General features: G+C 71.6%; 17 protein-coding genes. 9 read left to right on the top strand and 8 right to left on the bottom strand.

Translation table 11 applies throughout. The features are described from left to right. Window positions 1-31: 31 nt before the first annotated feature. The gene (locus tag ADL08_RS24515) at window positions 32-616 is read left to right on the top strand and encodes a TetR/AcrR family transcriptional regulator (RefSeq protein WP_053646514.1); all 585 of its coding nucleotides are present in this window, start codon (window positions 32-34) and stop codon (window positions 614-616) included. 85 nt (window positions 617-701) lie between these two features. Then, the gene (locus ADL08_RS24510; protein ID WP_053646512.1) at window positions 702-1,469 is read left to right on the top strand and encodes an SDR family NAD(P)-dependent oxidoreductase; all 768 of its coding nucleotides are present in this window, start codon (window positions 702-704) and stop codon (window positions 1,467-1,469) included. A 29-nt stretch (window positions 1,470-1,498) separates the two neighbouring features. On the opposite strand, the gene ADL08_RS24505 is transcribed toward ADL08_RS24510, so the two are convergent. Together ADL08_RS24505 and ADL08_RS24500 are read right to left on the bottom strand one after the other, a co-directional pair. After that, window positions 1,499-1,912: a VOC family protein gene (locus ADL08_RS24505; RefSeq protein ID WP_053646509.1), complete on the bottom strand. Its 414-nt coding sequence runs from the start codon at window positions 1,910-1,912 to the stop codon at window positions 1,499-1,501. 153 nt (window positions 1,913-2,065) lie between these two features. Then, complete coding sequence (locus ADL08_RS24500) at window positions 2,066-2,515, bottom strand: group III truncated hemoglobin (RefSeq protein WP_053646507.1); 450 nt, start codon at window positions 2,513-2,515, stop codon at window positions 2,066-2,068. Between the two features lie 355 nt (window positions 2,516-2,870). Here ADL08_RS24500 and ADL08_RS24495 point away from each other — a divergent pair, with 355 nt between their 5' ends. After that, entirely contained in the window at window positions 2,871-4,025 is a 1,155-nt protein-coding gene (locus tag ADL08_RS24495; RefSeq protein ID WP_053646505.1) for an alkaline phosphatase PhoX, read from the top strand. On the opposite strand, the gene ADL08_RS24490 is transcribed toward ADL08_RS24495, so the two are convergent. The 4 genes from ADL08_RS24490 to ADL08_RS24475 all read right to left on the bottom strand — a co-directional run bounded on the left by ADL08_RS24490 (window position 3,995) and on the right by ADL08_RS24475 (window position 10,242). Beyond that, window positions 3,995-5,020: an ArsR/SmtB family transcription factor gene (locus ADL08_RS24490; protein WP_107092011.1), complete on the bottom strand. Its 1,026-nt coding sequence runs from the start codon at window positions 5,018-5,020 to the stop codon at window positions 3,995-3,997. The genes ADL08_RS24495 and ADL08_RS24490 overlap by 31 nt on opposite strands. A 600-nt stretch (window positions 5,021-5,620) precedes the next feature. After that, window positions 5,621-8,332 (bottom strand): pyruvate, phosphate dikinase, encoded by a 2,712-nt coding sequence (gene ppdK, locus ADL08_RS24485; RefSeq protein WP_053646503.1) that lies wholly within the window; start codon window positions 8,330-8,332, stop codon window positions 5,621-5,623. Between the two features lie 355 nt (window positions 8,333-8,687). Next, a complete protein-coding gene (gene dusB, locus ADL08_RS24480) occupies window positions 8,688-9,824 on the bottom strand; it encodes a tRNA dihydrouridine synthase DusB (protein WP_053646500.1) in 1,137 nt (378 codons plus the stop codon). Window positions 9,825-10,008: 184 nt separating this feature from the next. Further along, entirely contained in the window at window positions 10,009-10,242 is a 234-nt protein-coding gene (locus ADL08_RS24475; RefSeq protein ID WP_053646498.1) for a DUF6243 family protein, read from the bottom strand. Between the two features lie 202 nt (window positions 10,243-10,444). On the opposite strand from ADL08_RS24475, the gene ADL08_RS24470 reads away from it, so the two are divergent. Further along, the gene (locus ADL08_RS24470; RefSeq protein WP_053646495.1) at window positions 10,445-11,503 is read left to right on the top strand and encodes an aldo/keto reductase; all 1,059 of its coding nucleotides are present in this window, start codon (window positions 10,445-10,447) and stop codon (window positions 11,501-11,503) included. A gap of 37 nt (window positions 11,504-11,540) precedes the next feature. After that, window positions 11,541-12,128 carry a TetR family transcriptional regulator gene (locus ADL08_RS24465; protein ID WP_053646493.1) on the top strand — a complete coding sequence of 196 codons (588 nt, stop codon included), beginning with the start codon at window positions 11,541-11,543 and terminating at the stop codon, window positions 12,126-12,128. 97 nt (window positions 12,129-12,225) lie between these two features. Here the strand turns inward: ADL08_RS24465 and ADL08_RS24460 are convergent, their stop codons facing one another. After that, on the bottom strand, window positions 12,226-13,608 hold the full coding sequence (locus ADL08_RS24460; protein ID WP_053646491.1) for a glycine--tRNA ligase: 1,383 nt from the start codon (window positions 13,606-13,608) through the stop codon (window positions 12,226-12,228). 292 nt (window positions 13,609-13,900) lie between these two features. Here ADL08_RS24460 and ADL08_RS24455 point away from each other — a divergent pair, with 292 nt between their 5' ends. The 4 genes from ADL08_RS24455 (at window position 13,901) to ADL08_RS24440 (ending at window position 17,110) form a co-directional block, all read left to right on the top strand. Then, window positions 13,901-14,902, top strand: coding sequence for a zinc ABC transporter substrate-binding protein (locus tag ADL08_RS24455; RefSeq protein WP_053646490.1), 1,002 nt, complete (start codon window positions 13,901-13,903; stop codon window positions 14,900-14,902). Between the two features lie 26 nt (window positions 14,903-14,928). After that, window positions 14,929-15,723, top strand: coding sequence for a metal ABC transporter ATP-binding protein (locus tag ADL08_RS24450; protein ID WP_053646488.1), 795 nt, complete (start codon window positions 14,929-14,931; stop codon window positions 15,721-15,723). A 1-nt stretch (window position 15,724) separates the two neighbouring features. Next, a complete protein-coding gene (locus ADL08_RS24445; RefSeq protein WP_053646486.1) occupies window positions 15,725-16,627 on the top strand; it encodes a metal ABC transporter permease in 903 nt (300 codons plus the stop codon). 72 nt (window positions 16,628-16,699) lie between these two features. Beyond that, window positions 16,700-17,110, top strand: coding sequence for a Fur family transcriptional regulator (locus ADL08_RS24440; RefSeq protein WP_053646484.1), 411 nt, complete (start codon window positions 16,700-16,702; stop codon window positions 17,108-17,110). Window positions 17,111-17,347: 237 nt separating this feature from the next. On the opposite strand, the gene ADL08_RS24435 is transcribed toward ADL08_RS24440, so the two are convergent. Beyond that, window positions 17,348-18,172 carry an isoprenyl transferase gene (locus ADL08_RS24435; RefSeq protein WP_053646536.1) on the bottom strand — a complete coding sequence of 275 codons (825 nt, stop codon included), beginning with the start codon at window positions 18,170-18,172 and terminating at the stop codon, window positions 17,348-17,350. Window positions 18,173-18,187 lie beyond the last annotated feature (15 nt).

Raw genomic sequence — 18,187 nt, 5'->3', positions numbered from 1 at the left:
TGATCGTTCCAGGTGAATCTAGGGTCCTGTCGTGGCCAGGACCAAGGAATTCGATCCGGACGCCGCGCTCCGGGCAGCCCTCGAACTGTTCTGGGCGCGCGGCTACGAGGCGACGACGATGGCGGACCTCGTGGAGCGCCTCGGGGTGGGCCGCGCCAGCATCTACGCGACCTTCGGGAACAAGCACGAGCTGTACCTGAAGGCGCTGGACCGGTACGCCGAGACCCAGGACCCCCGGCTCGTCGAGGAGCTGTCCGCGCCGGGCCCCGCCCTGCCGGCCGTCCGGGCGCTCGTCCGCCGCTTCGCCGCCGAGGCGGCGACCGAAGGGGAGCGCCTGAACGGCTGTTTCGTCACCAACTCGGCGGCGGAGCTGGGGCCGCACGACCCGGCGGTGGCCCGCCGGGTCGAGCTGAACTGGGAGCAGCTGGAGACGCTGCTGCACGCGGCGCTCGTCCGGGCCCGCGCCGGGGGCGAGCTCCCGGCCGGCCGCGATCCGCGGGCGCTGGCCCGGATGCTCCTGGTCCTGCTCCAGGGCCTCCGGGTGGTCGGCAAGGCGTCGAGCGACCCGGCCAGGGTGCGGGACGCGGCGGAACAGGCGCTGACCCTGCTGGACTGAACGATCCGGGACGGGCACCCTCGCGGGTGCCCTTTCCTCGGCCCTCATATTGGAACGTACGGTCAAAAATAAAGGGAGACACTCCATGACCGCCGCACGCTTCACCGACCGCGTCGTCCTCGTCACCGGGGCCGGTTCCGGTCTCGGCCGGGCCGTCGCGCTCGCCTTCGCCGCCGAGGGCGCGAAGGTCGTCGCCGCCGGACGCACGGCGGAGACCCTGGAGGAGACGGTGGCCCTGATCGGGGCCGCCGGGGGCACGGCCGAGGCGGTCACCGCCGACGTGACCGACGCCGCCTCCACCCGGGAGCTGGTCCGGCGCACGGTCGAACGCTTCGGCGGCCTGGACGTCGCCGTGAACAACGCGGGGGTGTTCCGGGGCGGCGGCCACAGCGCCGCCGACCTCCCCCTGGAGGACTGGCAGACCCTCCTGGACGTCAACGTCACGGGGGTCCTGCACGCCCTCCAGGCCGAAGTGGCGCACATGCGGGCGCACGGCGGCGGGGCGATCGTGAACGTCTCGTCCAACCTGGGCGCGCACGTCCGGTTCCCCGGCCTCTTCGGCTACCAGGTCTCCAAGGCGGCGGTGTCGGCGCTCACCCGGGCCGCGGCTCTGGACCACGTCGGCGACGGGATCCGGATCAACGCGGTCAGCCCGGGGGCCTCGGAGTCCACGATGTCGCTGCGGCCCGGCGAGACCGAGGCCGAGCGGGAGGTCCGGATGAAGGGCGAGTCGCCGCTCGGCCGGATCTCGTCCGCCGCGGAGGTCGCGGCGGCGGTCCTCTACCTCGCCTCGGACGCGGCCGGCTCCGCCGTCGGCACCGACCTGGTGATCGACGGCGGGGTGGCCGCCTGAGCCCTCCGCCCGGGCCCGCGTCCGCCGGATCAGCCCTGGGCGGCGGCCGGGTCCATCCAGAAGACCTCCCAGTGGTGGCCGTCCAGGTCGGTGAAGGAGCGCCCGTACATGAAGCCCATGTCCATCGGCTCCTTCGCCGGCGTCCCGCCGGCGGCGAGGGCCGCGTCTGCCAGCGCGTCCGCCTTCTCGCGGCTCTCGGCGCTCAGCGTGATCAGGACCTCGGTGGCCTTCGTGGCGTCGGAGATCTCCTTGCCCGGGGCGGTGAACTCCCCGAACTTCTTCTCGGTGAGCAGCATCGCGAAGATCGTGTCGCTGATGACGAGACAGGCGGCGGTGTCGTCGCTGAACTGCGGGTTGAAGGAGTAGCCGAGCTTCTCGAAGAAGGCCTTGCTGGCGTCGAGGTCCTTCACGGGCAGGTTCACGAAGATCATCTGCGGGGCCATGGCGTTCTCTCTTCCTCCGTCGGCCGGCCCGCTCGGTGCGTTCCGGCGCTTTCGAGAGGTAGGACGGGGGCGCCGCCCGGAACTCATCGCTCCCGGGAGAGAATTCTTCCGCCGGGCCCACCCGGTCCGCCGGGTCCGGCCTGTCCGCCGGGGTCAGGCCGCGGTGCGCAGCCGGAGGGCGGCGAGGGGGACGAACCCGCCGCTCCCTCCCCCGGTGGACGCCTCGGGCCCCGCGAGCCGCCGCAGCATGGCCAGGGCGATCCGCTCGCCCTGCGCCTTGGCCCGCTCGGCCCGCGGCCCCCGGTGGAGGCCGTCGACGGAGGCGCGCCAGAGCTGGACCCAGCGCCCGAAGTGGGCGGCGGTGAGCGGCCGGGCGGAGTGGAGGGCGGCGTGCGGGGCGAAGGCGTCCCGCCCGTAGGAGGCGGTACGGAACAGGGCCCGCTCCCAGAAGTCGGTGATCCCCGGCAGGTGGGCCTCCAGGTCGGTGCCGGCGACCTCGGTGAAGAAGGGCCCGACGAGCGGGTCGGCGAAGGCCCCGCCGTAGAAGCGGCGCAGCAGCGCGTCGAGGTCGGCGCGGTCACTGAGGTCCCGGGTGGCACGCATGCGCCCAGTCTCCTCCCGTCCGGGCGGCTCCCCCAGTGCCGAAGGTCCCGGGGAGGCGCGGGAGGCACGGGACCACGGCCCGGGGGCCCGACCCGGGAGGCGTCGGACTCGCGCGGGTCCACGGCCCAGAGGCCCGGCCCAGGAGGCACCGAACCCGCACGGGACCACGGCCCAGGGGCCCGACCCGGAAGGCACCGGCCCCCCGCTCCCACCCCCATACCCCCGCCCGCCCGTCGCCTCCCGGTCACCGCTCGTTGACGCCCCGTCAACTCCCCGCTTCTAGGTTCCGGAGACGCGCGACCCCGTCGCCGACCGGTGCGACGGGGCGGTTCACCATCCTTCTCGGGAGTAAGACGTGGAGCGACGCGGTTTCCTGCGCGGAGCGGTCATCGGCACCTCGGCCGCCGCCTTCGGCGGCAGCCTGTGGCACGGTGCGGCCTTCGCCGCCCCGGCCCAGCCCGGCGCCGGCCCCTACGGGGCGCTCGGCACGGCCGACGCGAACGGCATCCAGCTGCCGGCCGGGTTCACCAGCCGGGTGATCGCCCGGTCCGGCCAGACGGTCACCGGCACCTCGTACACCTGGCACAGCGCCCCCGACGGCGGGGCCTGCTTCGTCGACGGCACCGGCTGGATCTACGTCTCGAACTCGGAGGTCAATCCGAGCGGCGGCGCGAGCGCGGTGAGGTTCAACGCGGCGGGCACGATCACCGGCGCGTACCGCATCCTCTCCGGCACCCGGCAGAACTGCGCGGGCGGCGCCACCCCGTGGAACACCTGGCTGTCCTGCGAGGAGGTGTCCCTGGGCTACGTCTACGAGTCGAACCCGTGGGGCGGCACGGCCTACCGCCGGGACGCGATGGGCCGGTTCAAGCACGAGGCGGCCGCGGCCGACCCGGTCCGCAGGGCGATCTACCTGACCGAGGACGAGACGGACGGCTGCTTCTACCGCTTCCTGCCCACCACCTGGGGCAACCTCTCCTCCGGCACCCTCCAGGTCTTCAAGGCGTCCACGGCCGCCTCCGGCACCTTCACCTGGCAGAACGTGCCGGACCCGGACGGCTCCCCGACCGTCACGCGCAACCAGGTCTCCGGCGCCAAGCGCTTCAACGGCGGCGAGGGCTGCTACTACGCGAACGACACCGTCTGGTTCACCACCAAGGGCGACAACCGGGTCTGGCAGGTGAACCTCGCCGCCGGCACGTACGAGCTGGCCTACGACGACTCGCTGGTCTCCGGCGGCGCCCCGCTCACCGGCGTCGACAACGTCACCGGCACCTCCTCCGGGGACCTGTACGTCGCCGAGGACGGCGGCAACATGGAGATCTGCGTCATCACCCCGGACGACGTCGTCGCCCCCTTCCTGCGGATCAACGGCCAGTCCGGCTCGGAGATCACCGGACCGGCCTTCTCCCCCGACGGCAGGCGGCTGTACTTCTCCAGCCAGCGGGGCACCAGCGGCAGCTCCTCGGGCGGCATCACCTACGAGGTGACCGGCCCGTTCCGCGCGTAGCAGCGCAGGTCCACCTTCTTCTGCTGGGCGCCGCCGAGGAGGGCGGCGCCCAGCGGCGTCAGGGTGTGCAGGACCGCGTTGCCGTGGCGCAGGGTCGCGATGAGCCCGGCCTCGCGCAGGACGCCCGCGTGCTGGCTGGCCGAGGCGAGCGACACCCCGGCGCGGCGCGCGAGCTCGCTGGTCGTGCCGCCGTCCCCGATGGCGTGCAGCACCGTGGAGCGGGTCTGGCCGACGAGCTTGGCGAGCGAGGAGCCGCCCGGCGCGCGGACGGTCGGCGCCTCGCCGTGGGTGACGGGGTAGACGAGGACCGGCGGCAGCGCGGGGTCGCGCAGCACGACGGGGGTCCCCCGGCAGAAGTACGAGGGCTGGAGCAGCAGCCCGCGCCCGTCGAGGTGGACGTCCCGGTCCACCGGGTAGTCCGCCTCCAGGACGGGCGCGCGCCAGCGCAGCATCGGCGGCAGCGAGGCGAGGAGTTCCTCGGCGCCGCCGTCCAGGAGGGCCCGGCCGCGGCGGGCCCGGTCGGCCTCGACGCGGGCCCGGATGTGCGGCCAGTACGGCTCGACGACGGCCCGGTGGTAGCCGCGCAGCGCCCCCACGAGCCGGTCGAAGGGCTCCGCTCCGCCGTCGGCGAGGGCGCGCAGCGAGTGGGGCACGGTCCGTCCGCCGGAGCGGTCGGCGGCGAGCAGCGAGAGCTCTCCGCGCAGTCGGCCGGGGTCGGTCGCGCGGATCGCCTGGAGGCCCTCGTCGAGGCCGTTGACCCCCTCGGCGGGCGTCAGGAAGTCGGGGAAATAGCCCCTGCTGGGGACGAGGGCGGCGAGGAGGCGGGTCTCACCGCCGAGTCGCACCCGCGCCTCCGCGCGCCATTCTCCGTAGACGACCGGGCCGCGTCGGTCCCTTAACCGGTGAAAGCTCAGAATCGTTTCCCACAGAACATCCGGCCGGGCCGCCGTCCGCACCCCCGCCAAGTCGTTTCCGGTGAAATGAATCCGCAGCATGAGGTCCCCACCTGTGCACTCGCAACCACCCCCGACGTCGAGTATGCACAGCATCACTGCACGTTACCAGGGTGTTTCAGCCACAGTTGAAAAGCATCGCGGCGAACGGGGCGGAACCGAAAAGCTGTACGGGTCGGGCAGGAAACCTTCTGGACCGAGGTGACGTGGTGAAGACCGTGGGGGGCTTTGCCCGTCCGGCGGCGGTCGGCGAGGGTTGCGGCTCACCTGCCCGGCATCGGTAAAGGGCGTGGCCTCCGGGTGGGGATCCGGGGGCCGCGCCCGCCCCGCTCTTTGCGGCACGGAAACAGAAAAGTTCAATGGCCAATAATTCAGTCGGCCGTAATTGAACACGAATCCACATCTGATCGACGGCCCGGCGAAATGAGCGGCCGCACCCCGGGGAGAAACACGACGGGACGGACACCTCCGCACAAAGGTGTCCGTCCCGTCCTTGTGAATCCGGAGCCGCCGCCCGCCGGTGAGGGTGGAGAAGAGGACCGGCGGCGGCCCCGGTGGTTCGGTGGATCCGCTGCTGAACGGGGGTTCAACAGGGATCCGGGCCGGCTCCTGAACCGGGGTTCAGGAGCGGGCCGTACCGCCTCAGCGGCTGTCGCTGCCCTTCGACTCGGCCGCCGCGCGGCCCGCCTCCAGACGCGCCACCGGGATCCGGAAGGGCGAGCAGGAGACGTAGTCGAGGCCCACCTCGTGGAAGAAGTGCACCGACTCCGGGTCGCCGCCGTGCTCGCCGCAGACGCCGAGCTTGATGTCGGGGCGGGTGGCGCGGCCGGCCTCGACGGCGCTGCGGACCAGGGCGCCCACGCCGTCCTTGTCGATGGTCTCGAAGGGGCTGACGCCGAAGATGCCCTTCTCCAGGTACGCCGTGAAGAAGCTGGCCTCCACGTCGTCGCGGGAGAAGCCCCACACCGTCTGCGTCAGGTCGTTGGTGCCGAAGGAGAAGAACTCGGCGGCCTCGGCGATCTGACCGGCGGTCACGGCGGCGCGCGGCAGCTCGATCATGGTGCCGAGCGCGAGCCTCAGGTCGACGCCGGTCTGCGCCCGGACCTCCTCGATGACCTGCTCGGCCTCCTCGCGGACGATCTCCAGCTCCTGGACGGTGCCGACGAGCGGGATCATGATCTCGGCGCGCGGGTCGCCCTTGGCGTCGATCCGCTGGGCGGCGGCCTCCGCGATGGCCCGGACCTGCATGGTGAACAGGCCGGGGATGACCAGGCCGAGGCGGACGCCGCGCAGGCCCAGCATCGGGTTCTGCTCGTGCAGCCGGTGCACGGCCTGGAGCAGGCGCAGGTCGTTCTCGTGCGGCTCCTTGCGGGACTCGGCGAGGGCGACGCGGACCGACAGCTCGGTGATGTCGGGCAGGAACTCGTGCAGCGGCGGGTCGAGCAGCCGGACCGTGACGGGCAGCCCGTCCATGGCCTCGAAGAGCTCCACGAAGTCCTGCTTCTGGAGCGGCAGGAGGGCCTTGAGGGCGTCCTCGCGCTCGGCGTCGGTGTCCGCGAGGATCAGGCGCTCGACGTACTGGCGGCGCTCGCCGAGGAACATGTGCTCGGTGCGGCACAGGCCGATGCCCTGGGCGCCGAAGCGGCGGGCGCGCGAGGCGTCCTCGGCGTTGTCGGCGTTGGCGCGGACCCGCAGGCGGCGGACGCGGTCGGCGTAGGCCATGATCCGGTGGACGGCCTGGACCAGCTCGTCGGCGTCGTCGGCGCCCGCGTGCATCCGGCCCTCGAAGTACTCGACGACCGGGGACGGTACGACGGGCACCTCGCCGAGGTAGACCTTGCCGGTGGAGCCGTCGATGGAGACGACGTCGCCCTCCTCGACCACCTGGCCGGCGGAGGTGGTCATCCGGCGGCGCTTGGTGTCGACCTCCAGCTCCTCGGCGCCGCAGACACAGGTCTTGCCCATGCCGCGGGCGACGACGGCGGCGTGCGAGGTCTTGCCGCCGCGGGAGGTGAGGATGCCCTCGGCGGCGATCATGCCGTCCAGGTCGTCGGGGTTGGTCTCGCGGCGGATCAGGATGACCTTCTCGCCGGAGCGGGACCACTTGACGGCCGTGTACGAGTCGAAGACGGCCTTGCCGACGGCGGCGCCCGGGGAGGCGGCGATGCCGCGCCCGATCTGCTCGACCTTGGCGTCGTCGTCGAACTTGGGGAACATCAGCTGGGCGAGCTGGGCGCCGTTGACGCGCTGGAGCGCCTCGGCCTCGTCGATCAGGCCCTGGTCCACGAGCTGGGTGGCGATGCGGAAGGCGGCACCGGCGGTGCGCTTGCCGACGCGGGTCTGGAGCATCCAGAGCTGGCCGCGCTCGATGGTGAACTCGATGTCGCAGAGATCCTTGTAGTGGGTCTCCAGGGTCTCCATGATGTGCATGAGCCGGTCGTACGACGTCTTGTCGATCGACTCCAGGTCGGCCAGCGGCACCGTGTTGCGGATGCCGGCGACGACGTCCTCGCCCTGCGCGTTCTGGAGGTAGTCGCCGTAGACGCCCTGGTGGCCGGAGGCGGGGTCGCGGGTGAAGGCGACGCCGGTGCCGGAGTCCGGGCCGAGGTTGCCGAAGACCATCGAACAGACGTTGACGGCGGTGCCGAGGTCGCCCGGGATGCGCTCCTGGCGGCGGTAGAGCTTGGCGCGGTCCGTGTTCCAGGAGTTGAAGACGGCCTCGATGGCGAGGTCCATCTGCTCGCGCGGGTCCTGCGGGAAGTCGCGGCCGGTCGCGGTCTTCACGATCTCCTTGAACCGCTCGACGACCTTCTTGAGGTCGGCGGCGTCGAGGTCGGTGTCGCTGGCGACCTTCTTGGCGGCCTTGACCTCGTCGAGCGCGTCCTCGAAGAGCTCGCCGTCGACGTCCAGGACGGTCTTGCCGAACATCTGGATGAGCCGGCGGTACGAGTCCCACGCGAAGCGCTCGTTGTCGGCCTGGCGCGCGAGGCCCACGACGGACTCGTCGGAGAGGCCGATGTTCAGCACGGTGTCCATCATGCCCGGCATGGAGAACTTCGCGCCGGAGCGGACGGAGACGAGCAGCGGGTCGTCGGCCTGGCCGAGCTCCTTGCCCATCTTCCGCTCCAGGGCGTCGAGGTGCGCGCTGACCTCGTCGCGGAGCGCGGCCGGCTCGGAGCCGCTCTCGAGGTAGACCTTGCACGCCTCGGTGGTGATCGTGAAGCCGGGCGGGACCGGCAGACCGAGGTTGGTCATCTCGGCCAGGTTCGCGCCCTTGCCACCGAGCAGGTCCTTCAGGTCCCTGTTGCCCTCGGTGAAGTCGTAGACGAACTTCTGATCATTGTTTTCCGACACGGGCCACGACTCCTCGACGACTCGGTTGGCTGCCCTGACGGCGAGGAACATACCCAGATCGAAGGCTTCTAGGGAGGTACGCCTAGCGGTCAGCTGGTCTTAACCACCCGTCCGCCAGCGCTTCGAAAGTAACCAAGAGGTTGCCGCCGTTTTCAGGTTCCGAAGTTTCCATGACCCAAAACGGAGTCAGTCCGCTCATGTGAGCACGCATCTCGGCACTTGCGTTCAACTTCTGAACACAAAAAGGGTGGCACCGGGTGCCACCCTTCAGGCGGTGCAGCCGTCCGTAACCTGCTCATGTGAGCACCTACCCCCTCAAGGGTGGCGAGGATCACTCCCCGGGAAAGGCCGGATCTCAGCCGCCGGACGTGTCCAGCTCCGCGTCCTCGCTCACGCCGGAGCAGTCGTAGGGGTCCTTCAACCAGCCGTCCGGCAGGACGACTCGGTTGTTTCCGGACGTACGGCCCCGGGGGCCGTCCGCGCCGACGGGCCACGGCTGGTCCAGGTCGAGCTCGCTCAACTGAGCGCTCAGCTCGTCCAGGGAGGAGGTGATCGCCAGCTTCTTGCGCATCTCCGAACCGACCGCGAAGCCCTTCAGGTACCAGGCCACATGCTTGCGGAAGTCGATGACACCGCGTGCCTCGTCGCCGAGCCACTCGCCGAGCAGCCGGGCGTGGCGGACCATCGCGTCCGCGACCTCCCGCAGGGGAGGCCGCGCGTACGCGCCGGTGCCCTCGAAGCCCGCCACGAGGTCCCCGAAGAGCCACGGACGGCCCAGGCAGCCGCGTCCGACGACCACGCCGTCGCAGCCGGTCTCGCGCATCATCCGCAGCGCGTCGTCGGCCGACCAGATGTCGCCGTTGCCGAGGACCGGGATCTCCGGCACGTGCTCCTTGAGGCGCGCGATGGCGTCCCAGTCGGCCGTGCCGCCGTAGTGCTGGGCCGCCGTCCGCCCGTGCAGGGCGATCGCCGTGACGCCCTCCTCGACCGCGATGCGGCCCGCGTCCAGGAAGGTGATGTGGTCGTCGTCGATGCCCTTGCGCATCTTCATCGTGACCGGCAGGTCGCCCGCGTTGGTCACGGCCTCGTGCAGGATCGCCCGCAGCAGCGGCCGCTTGTAGGGCAGGGCCGAGCCGCCGCCCTTCCGGGTCACCTTGGGGACCGGGCAGCCGAAGTTCAGGTCGATGTGGTCGGCCAGGTCCTCGTCGACGATCATCCGCACGGCCTTGCCGACCGTCACCGGGTCCACCCCGTACAGCTGGATCGAGCGCGGCTTCTCCGTCTCGTCGAACCGGATGAGCTGCATCGTCTTGTCATTGCGCTCGACCAGGGCGCGCGTCGTGATCATCTCGCTCACGAACAGCCCCTTGCCGCCGGAGTACTCGCGGCAGAGGGTGCGGAAGGGAGCGTTGGTGATGCCGGCCATCGGGGCGAGCACCACCGGGGGCTGCACGATGTGCGGCCCGATGGCGAGGGGGGTGAACGCGGTCATTCGCCCATTGTCGCGCACGGCGGGGGTCGTTAGTTAGCCGCACTATCCGAACATGCCCGAGGTCACATCCGGGCGGCCCCGACGGCCCGGACGCGGGGGTACGGCGGAGGGGCCGGGAGGGGCGGGGAGGTGCGGCGGAGGGGTCGGGGCGCTCGTGTGCCCCGACCCCTCCGCCGTGCGGCGCCTACTCCCGGCCGGTGCCCTCGGGGGCGGCGTCCGGGGTCCCGGCGCTCTCGGCGCCCTCGGCGCCTTCGGCCCCCAGGGCGCGTTCGCGCATCTTCCTCAGCAGTTCCTGCTTCTGGTCGTCGGCCGTGCGCCGGTCGGCGGCACGGCCCTGACCGGCGCCGTTCCGGTCGGCGCGGGACAGCTTCTTGCGCTGCCCGCCGACGCCGAGAAGGTTGTTGCGGCTCCTCGCCATGGTGTTCTCCCGTCAGAGGTGAGGTGGTCGGTGGTCGGGCCCGGTCGGCCCCGGCGCTGAGCGCTCACTCGTAGATCTGGAAGAAGGAGGACATGCCGGGGACGCTACCCCGGCCGCCCCCCGGCGGCACTCGGTTTTCCCCGCACCACCCGAATGAATGACAGATATTGAAATCTGTCATCGCCCATGCCATGGTTGAACCATGACCACGACACAGAGCACCCCCGCCACCCCCGGCCCCGTCCCCACCCGCCCGCTCGGCGCCACCGGCCCCCGGGTCTCCGCCCTGGGCCTCGGCTGCATGGGCATGTCCGCGCTGTACGGCGAGAGCGACCGCGCCGAGTCGATCGCGACGATCCACGCCGCCCTGGACGCCGGGGTGACCCTCCTCGACACCGGCGACTTCTACGGGATGGGGCACAACGAACTGCTGATCGCCGAGGCGCTGCGGACCGCGCCCGCCGCCGCCCGCGAGCAGGCCCTCACCAGCGTGAAGTTCGGCGCGCTCCGCACGGTCGAGGGCGGCTTCACCGGATACGACGGCCGGCCGGCCGCCGTGAGGAACTTCGCGGCGTACTCGCTCCAGCGCCTGGGCGCCGACCACATCGACATCTACCGGATCGCCCGCGTCGACCCGGACGTGCCGATCGAGGAGACCGTCGGCGCCATCGCCGAACTGGTCGAGGCGGGACACGTGCGGCACGTCGGGCTCTCCGAGGTCGGCGCGGACACCCTGCGCCGGGCGGCGGCCGTGACCCCGATCTCGGACCTCCAGATCGAGTACTCGCTGATCTCCCGGTCCATCGAGGAGAAGATCCTGCCCACCGCCCGCGAGCTGGGCGTGGGCATCACGGCCTACGGAGTCCTGTCGCGCGGTCTGATCAGCGGCCATTTCACCCGGGACCGGGAGCTGGCGCCGGGCGACTTCCGGGGCATGAGCCCGCGCTTCCAGGGCGAGAACCTCCGGCGGAACCTGGACCTGGTGGACCGGCTGCGGACGCTCGCGGAGGCGAAGGGCGTGACGGTCGCGCAGACCGCCGTCGCCTGGGTCCTGGCCCAGGCCGAGCGGCGGGGCGCGGACATCGTGCCGCTGGTCGGCGCCCGGCGCCGGGACCGGCTCGCGGAGGCGCTCGGCGCCCTGGACGTGACGCTCGACGCCGCCGACCTGGCCGCGATCGAGGAGGCCGTCCCGGCGGGCGCGGCGGCCGGTGAGCGGTATCCGGCGGCGCAGATGGCGCACCTGGACAGCGAGCGGTCGTGAGCGCCGGCGGGTTCCGGCCGAAAGGTACTGTCCTTCCATGGCCGCCACCGAGACCCTGACCGCAGAGCGCATCCTCGAAGCCACCGAGGAGGTGCTGCGGCGCTACGGCCCGGCGAAGGCGACCGTCGTGGACGTGGCCCGGGTCCTCGGCGTCAGCCACGGCAGCGTCTACCGCCACTTCCGCACCAAGGCGGCGCTGCGCGAGGCGGTGACCGAGCGGTGGCTCTCGCGCACCGAGACCGCCCTCGCCGAGCTGACCGCGGCCCCGGACCGCCCGGCGCCGGAGAAGCTCCACGCCTGGTTCTCCCACCTCTTCGAGGCCAAGCGGCACAAGGCGGGCGACGACCCCGAGCTGTTCGCCACGTACAACGTGCTGATCGACGAGAGCAGCGGGGTGGTCGAGCAGCACATCGGCGTCCTGATCGACCAGGTGCGGTCGATCGTGGCGGAGGGGGCCAGGGAGGCGGAGTTCACCGCCCCCGACCCGGACGCGACGGCCCGCGCCCTCTTCGACGCGACCTCCCGCTTCCACGACCCGGCCTACGCGCCGGAGTGGCGGCGCCCCACGATCGAGACCGAGTTCGAGGCCGTGGTGGAGCTGCTGCTGCGCGGTCTGCGCGCCTGACGGGACTCCGGACCACGGGAAAGCCCCCGGTTCCGTCGTCCGGAACCGGGGGCTTCGCCGTACCGCCGTACTGCCGTACTACAGGGGGTGCCGGGGCTCAGCAGCCGAGGAGGCGGCTGCCCAGGTAGCCCTGGATCTGGTCGAGGGAGACGCGCTCCTGCTTCATGGTGTCGCGCTCGCGCACGGTCACCGCGTTGTCCTCGAGGGTGTCGAAGTCGACGGTCACGCAGAACGGGGTGCCGATCTCGTCCTGGCGGCGGTAGCGGCGGCCGATGGCGCCGGCGTCGTCGAACTCGATGTTCCAGTTCTGCCGCAGGTCGGCCGCGAGGCCCTTGGCCTTCGGGGAGAGCTGCGCGTTGCGGGAGAGCGGCAGGACCGCGACCTTGACCGGGGCCAGGCGGTGGTCGAGGCGCAGCACGACGCGCTTCTCCATGACGCCCTTGGCGTTGGGGGCCTCGTCCTCGTTGTACGCGTCGAGGAGGAAGGCGAGCATGGCGCGGCCGACACCGGCGGCGGGCTCGATGACGTACGGCGTGTACGTCTCGTTGGTCTCCTGGTCCAGGTGGGTCAGGTTGGCGCCGGAGGCCTTGGAGTGGGCGCTCAGGTCGTAGTCCGTGCGGTTGGCGACGCCCTCCAGCTCGCCCCACTCGCTGCCGCCGAAGGAGAAGCGGTACTCGATGTCGGCGGTGCGCTTGGAGTAGTGGGAGAGCTTCTCCTGCGGGTGCTCGAACCAGCGCATGTTCTCCTCGCGCAGGCCGAGGCCGGTGTACCAGTTCCAGCGCTGCTGCATCCAGTACTCCTGCCACTCCTCGTCCTCGCCCGGCTTGACGAAGAACTCCATCTCCATCTGCTCGAACTCGCGGGTGCGGAAGATGAAGTTGCCCGGAGTGATCTCGTTCCGGAAGGACTTGCCCATCTGCGCGATGCCGAACGGGGGCTTCTTGCGCGCGGTGGTCTTCACCTGGGCGAAGTTGGTGAAGATGCCCTGCGCGGTCTCGGGGCGCAGGTAGGCGACGGAGCCGGAGTCCTGGGTCGGGCCGAGGTGGGTGGAGAGCAGGCCGGAGAAGTTCTTGGGCTCGGTGAAGGTGCCCTTGTTGCCGCAGTTGGGGCAGTTGAGGTCGGCGAGGCCGTTCTCGGGGAGGCGGCCGTGCTTCTCCTCGTACGCCTCCTCCAGGTGGTCGGCGCGGTAGCGCTTGTGGCAGGAGGTGCACTCGGTCAGCGGGTCGGTGAAGGTGGCGACGTGACCGGAGGCCTCCCAGACCTCGGTGGCCAGGATGACCGACGAGTCGATGCCGACGACGTCCTCGCGCGCGGTGACCATGTAACGCCACCACTGGCGCTTGATGTTCTCCTTCAGCTCGACACCCAGCGGCCCGTAGTCCCAGGCGGCCTTCTGGCCGCCGTAGATCTCGCTGCAGGGGTAGACGAAGCCACGGCGCTTGCTCAGGCTGACGATGGTGTCGATCTTGTCGGCGGCCACGGTGCTCTCTTCATTACGACGGCGGAAAGGATGTGAACTGCGGCGCGGAGCGCCTCGGTGGGGGGTGGTGGTCGGGAGACGGGAAGGATGTGAACTGCGGCGCGGAGCGCCTCGGTGGGGGGGTGGTGGTCGGGAGACGGGTGGGCGAATGCCACAGGTTACCGGCGCCCGTACCCCCCGCATCAAATCGGTTCCGGATACGGAGGGGACGCGGGGCGCCGGGAGGTCGCGTGGGTCGGACCACACGGAAGGCAATTGACAACCGTTTCCAATTTTGTTGAAAATGAGTGTCATGAACGTACGTCGCCTCATACCCACCACCGCCCTCGCCGGAGCCGTCGCGCTCGGCCTCGTCTCCCTCTCCGCCTGCGCCGGGACCTCCGACGCCGCCAATGGGGGGACGAGCGGCAAGCTGGACGTGGTGGCGTCGTTCTATCCGATGCAGTACCTGGCCGAGCAGATAGGCGGCGGCCACGTCGCCGTCGAGACGCTCACCGGGCCCGGCGTCGAGCCCCACGACCTGGAGCTCAAGCCGAAGCAGATCGGCGCGCTCGGCGAGGCCGACGTCATCCTCTACCTCAAGGGCATCCAGCCCGCCGTCGACGAGGCCATCGCCCAGGCCGGTGTGAAGAACACGGTCGACGCCGCCACGCTCACGAAGCTGGAGGCGCACGGCACCGGGGCCGGTCACGACCACGGCCACGACCACGCCGAAGAGGGCCACGCCGACGAGCACGCCGCGGAAGAGGGCCACGACCACGGCTCCGAGGCCGGCACCGACCCCCACGTCTGGCTCGACCCCGTGAAGTACGCCGAGGTCGCCAAGGGCGTCGGCAGCGCCTTCCGGAAGGCCGACCCGGACCACGCGGCCGACTACGAGAAGAACACCGACGCCCTGGTGAAGAAGCTCGGCGACCTGGACACCGCGTTCGAGACGGGCCTGAAGAACACCGCGACCCGCACCTTCATCACCACCCACTCCGCCTTCGGCTACCTCGCCGAGCGCTACCACCTGGAGCAGGAGGGCATCGCCGGCGTCGACCCCGAGTCCGAGCCGAGCCCCGCCCGCGTCAAGGAGCTCCAGGAGATCGCGGCCAAGGACAAGGTCTCCACGGTCTTCTTCGAGACCCTGGCGAGCGACAGGACCGCGAAGACCCTCGCGGGCGACACGGGTCTGAGGACCGACGTGCTCGACCCGCTGGAGGGCATCACGGACAAGTCCCGGGGCAGCGACTACATCGAGGTCATGCGTTCCAACCTCACCGCGCTGAAGAAGGCCCTCGGCGCCAAGTGACCACAGCACAGCAGGAGGTACGGCCCATGGCACAGGAACACGCCGCCGAAGCCACCGGATCCCTCGAAGCCGTCGTCTCCGTCCGCGGGGCCACGGCGGCCCTCGGCTCCCGGCCCGTCCTCCGGGGCGTCGACCTCACCGTCCACCGCGGTGAGGTCGTCGCGCTGCTCGGCGCCAACGGCTCCGGCAAGTCCACCGCCGTCCGCTCCGTCATCGGCCAGGTGCCGCTGACCGGCGGCACGATCGAGCTGTTCGGCACCGAGCGGAAGCGGTTCCGCGACTGGGCCCGCGTCGGCTACGTGCCGCAGCGCACCACCGCCGCGAGCGGCGTCCCCGCCACCATCCGCGAGGTCGTCACCTCGGGCCGCCTCTCCCGCCGCAGGTTCGGCCGGCTCTCCAAGGACGACCGGGCCGCCGTCGAGCGGGCCATCGGCCTCGTCGGCCTCGCCGGCCGCGCCGGGGACTCCGTGGACGCCCTCTCCGGCGGCCAGCACCAGCGGGTCCTGATCGCCCGCGCGCTCGCCTCCGAGCCCGAGCTGCTGATCATGGACGAGCCGATGGCGGGCGTGGACCTGGCCAGCCAGGAGATCCTGGCCGCGACCCTGCGCGAGCAGGTCGCGGGCGGCGCCACCGTCCTCCTCGTCCTGCACGAGCTGGGCCCCCTGGAGCCGCTGATCGACCGGGCCGTGGTCCTGCGCGACGGCTGCGTCGTCCACGACGGCCCGCCGCCGGAGGCCGTCGGACAGCACGCCCTGCCCGGCCACGACCACGTACATCCGCACGCGGCCGGTGAGCCGCTCCGCACGGGACTGCTGACCTGACATGGAATTCCTCGAACCCGCCTTCATGCAGCGGGCGCTGATCGCCGCCCTCCTGGTCGGGATCACCGCCCCCGCCGTCGGTGTCTACCTCGTCCAGCGCCGCCAGGCGCTGATGGGCGACGGCATCGGCCACGTCGCCATGACCGGTGTCGGCCTGGGCTTCCTGCTGAACTCCAGCCCGGTCTGGATGGCGACCCTCGTCGCCGTCGCCGGCTCGGTCGCGATGGAGCTGATCCGGGCGTACGGCAAGACCCGCGGCGACCTGGCGCTCGCGCTGCTCTTCTACGGCGGCATGGCGGGCGGCGTCCTGCTGATCAACCTCTCGCCGACCGGCTCCAACGCCAACCTCACCTCGTACCTCTTCGGCTCGCTGACCACGGTCTCGCCCGAGGACATCACCGCGATCTCGGTCCTGGCCGCCTTCGTGGTCCTGGTCACGGTCGGGCTGCGCCGCCGGCTCTTCGCCGTCAGCCAGGACGAGGAGTTCGCCCGGGTCACCGGCCTGCCGGTGCGCGCCCTGAACCTGCTGATCGCCGTCACGGCCGCGGTGACCGTCACCGTCGCCATGCGGGTGGTGGGCCTGCTCCTGGTCAGCGCGCTCATGGTGGTCCCGGTCGCGGCGGCCCAGCAGCTGTCCCGCTCCTTCCGCGCCACGTTCGCGGGCGCGGTCCTCATCGGGGTCGTCGTGTCCCTGTCGGGCACGATCACCACGTACTACGTGGAGGCCCCGCCCGGCGCGACGATCGTGCTGTACGCGATCGGGGTCTTCGTCCTGCTCACGGTGCTCGCCACGCCGCTCGCGAGGCGGCGGGCCCGGGCGGCCGAGGCGGACGCGACGGACCCGGCGGCCTGTGACGTGAGGGTCCCGGCCGGGAGGCGGCCGGGCGACGACGCGAAGGTCTGAGCCGCGGCAGGACCCGGGGGCGCGGGGGGCTGGCAGAATGGCGGGGGCAGACAAGCATCCAAGGAGGCCCCCGTGGTGACGGCAGGACCCCCCGTACGCGGCCGCTCGACCAAGCAGCGGGCCGCCGTGTCGGCGGCACTGAACGAGGTGGACGAGTTCCGCAGCGCCCAGGAGCTGCACGACATGCTCAAGCACCGCGGCGACTCGGTCGGCCTCACCACCGTCTACCGCACGCTCCAGTCCCTCGCGGACGCGGGCGAGGTCGACGCGCTGCGCACCAGCGAGGGCGAGACGGTCTACCGCCGCTGCTCGACCGGCGACCACCACCACCACCTGGTGTGCCGCGTCTGCGGCAAGGCCGTGGAGGTGGAGGGCCCGATGGTGGAGCAGTGGGCCGAGGCGGTCGCCGCGGAGCACGGCTTCGTGAACGTGGCGCACACGGTGGAGATCTTCGGCACGTGCGCGGAGTGCGCCGGGAAGTGACCTGACACAGATGGCACGCGGGAGGGCCCGCACCGGACGGTTCCGGTGCGGGCCCTCCTCCGCGTCACGCCCGTGCGGCGTGGCGGTCCAGGAGCGCCCGCGGGACCGGCTCGGCGCACGTGACGGCGACCGCCCCGAGGGCGACCGGCGGGACCGCGGCGCCGGGCTCCGGGGCGGGCGGCAGCAAGGACAGGGCGGCGACGAGGACGGCGGGCCCGCAGCCCCCGTCGCCGCGTCTCAGCCCTTGTCGAGGGTGGCGAGGTCGGCCGGGTCGACGCCGCCGAAGCGGCGGTCGCGGGAGGCGTACTCGACGCAGGCGCGCCACAGGTCGCGGCGGTCGAAGTCCGGCCACAGCACGTCCTGGAAGATCATCTCGGCGTAGCTGCTCTGCCAGATGAGGTAGTTCGAGGTGCGCTGCTCGCCGCTCGGGCGCAGGAAGAGGTCGACGTCCGGCATGTCCGGGTAGTACAGGTACTTCTGGAAGGTCTTCTCGTTGACCTTCGACGGGTCCAGCTTCCCGGCCGCCACGTCCCGGGCGATGGCCTGCGCCGCGTCCGCGATCTCGGCGCGGCCGCCGTAGTTGACGCAGAAGTACAGGGTCATGGCGTCGTTGCCGACGGTCTGCTCCTGGGCGACCTGGAGCTCCTGGACGACCGACTTCCACATCTTGGGCATGCGGCCGACCCAGCGGATGCGGATGCCCAGCTCGTCCATCTCGTCGCGGCGGCGGCGGATGACGTCCCGGTTGAAGTTCATGAGGAAGCGGACCTCGTCGGGCGAGCGCTTCCAGTTCTCGGTGGAGAAGGCGTAGAGCGAGAGGTTCTTGACGCCCATCTCCAGGCAGCCCTTGAGCACGTCGAGGACGACGCCCTCGCCGACCTTGTGCCCCTCGGTGCGCGGCAGGCCGCGCTCCTTGGCCCAGCGGCCGTTCCCGTCCATCACGCAGGCCACGTGGTTCGGCACCAGCTCGGGCGGCAGCTTCGGCGGACGGGCACCGGACGGGTGCGGCTCGGGAAGCTTGTACTCCCGGCGCTGCCGCCCGAGGATTCCGCGTCGTGCGATGGCCATGGCGATGGG

Origin of the sequence: Streptomyces sp. NRRL F-6492 (assembly GCF_001280125.1) — a bacterium.
Lineage (GTDB): Bacteria > Actinomycetota > Actinomycetes > Streptomycetales > Streptomycetaceae > Streptomyces.
This window is presented reverse-complemented; position numbering and strand designations above follow the sequence as displayed.

Excerpts from the sequence above, each read along its gene's own strand:
- ADL08_RS24450 (WP_053646488.1), top strand. The coding sequence starts at position 14,929 with ATGGCACAGGAACACGCCGCCGAAGCCACCGGATCCCTCGAAGCCGTC.
- ADL08_RS24490 (WP_107092011.1), bottom strand. The coding sequence starts at position 5,020 with ATGCTGCGGATTCATTTCACCGGAAACGACTTGGCGGGGGTGCGGACG.
- ADL08_RS24475 (WP_053646498.1), bottom strand. The coding sequence starts at position 10,242 with ATGGCGAGGAGCCGCAACAACCTTCTCGGCGTCGGCGGGCAGCGCAAG.
- ADL08_RS24505 (WP_053646509.1), bottom strand. The coding sequence starts at position 1,912 with ATGGCCCCGCAGATGATCTTCGTGAACCTGCCCGTGAAGGACCTCGAC.
- ADL08_RS24500 (WP_053646507.1), bottom strand. The coding sequence starts at position 2,515 with ATGCGTGCCACCCGGGACCTCAGTGACCGCGCCGACCTCGACGCGCTG.
- ADL08_RS24465 (WP_053646493.1), top strand. The coding sequence starts at position 11,541 with ATGGCCGCCACCGAGACCCTGACCGCAGAGCGCATCCTCGAAGCCACC.
- ADL08_RS24470 (WP_053646495.1), top strand. The coding sequence starts at position 10,445 with ATGACCACGACACAGAGCACCCCCGCCACCCCCGGCCCCGTCCCCACC.
- ADL08_RS24510 (WP_053646512.1), top strand. The coding sequence starts at position 702 with ATGACCGCCGCACGCTTCACCGACCGCGTCGTCCTCGTCACCGGGGCC.
- ADL08_RS24445 (WP_053646486.1), top strand. The coding sequence starts at position 15,725 with ATGGAATTCCTCGAACCCGCCTTCATGCAGCGGGCGCTGATCGCCGCC.
- dusB (WP_053646500.1), bottom strand. The coding sequence starts at position 9,824 with ATGACCGCGTTCACCCCCCTCGCCATCGGGCCGCACATCGTGCAGCCC.
- ADL08_RS24455 (WP_053646490.1), top strand. The coding sequence starts at position 13,901 with ATGAACGTACGTCGCCTCATACCCACCACCGCCCTCGCCGGAGCCGTC.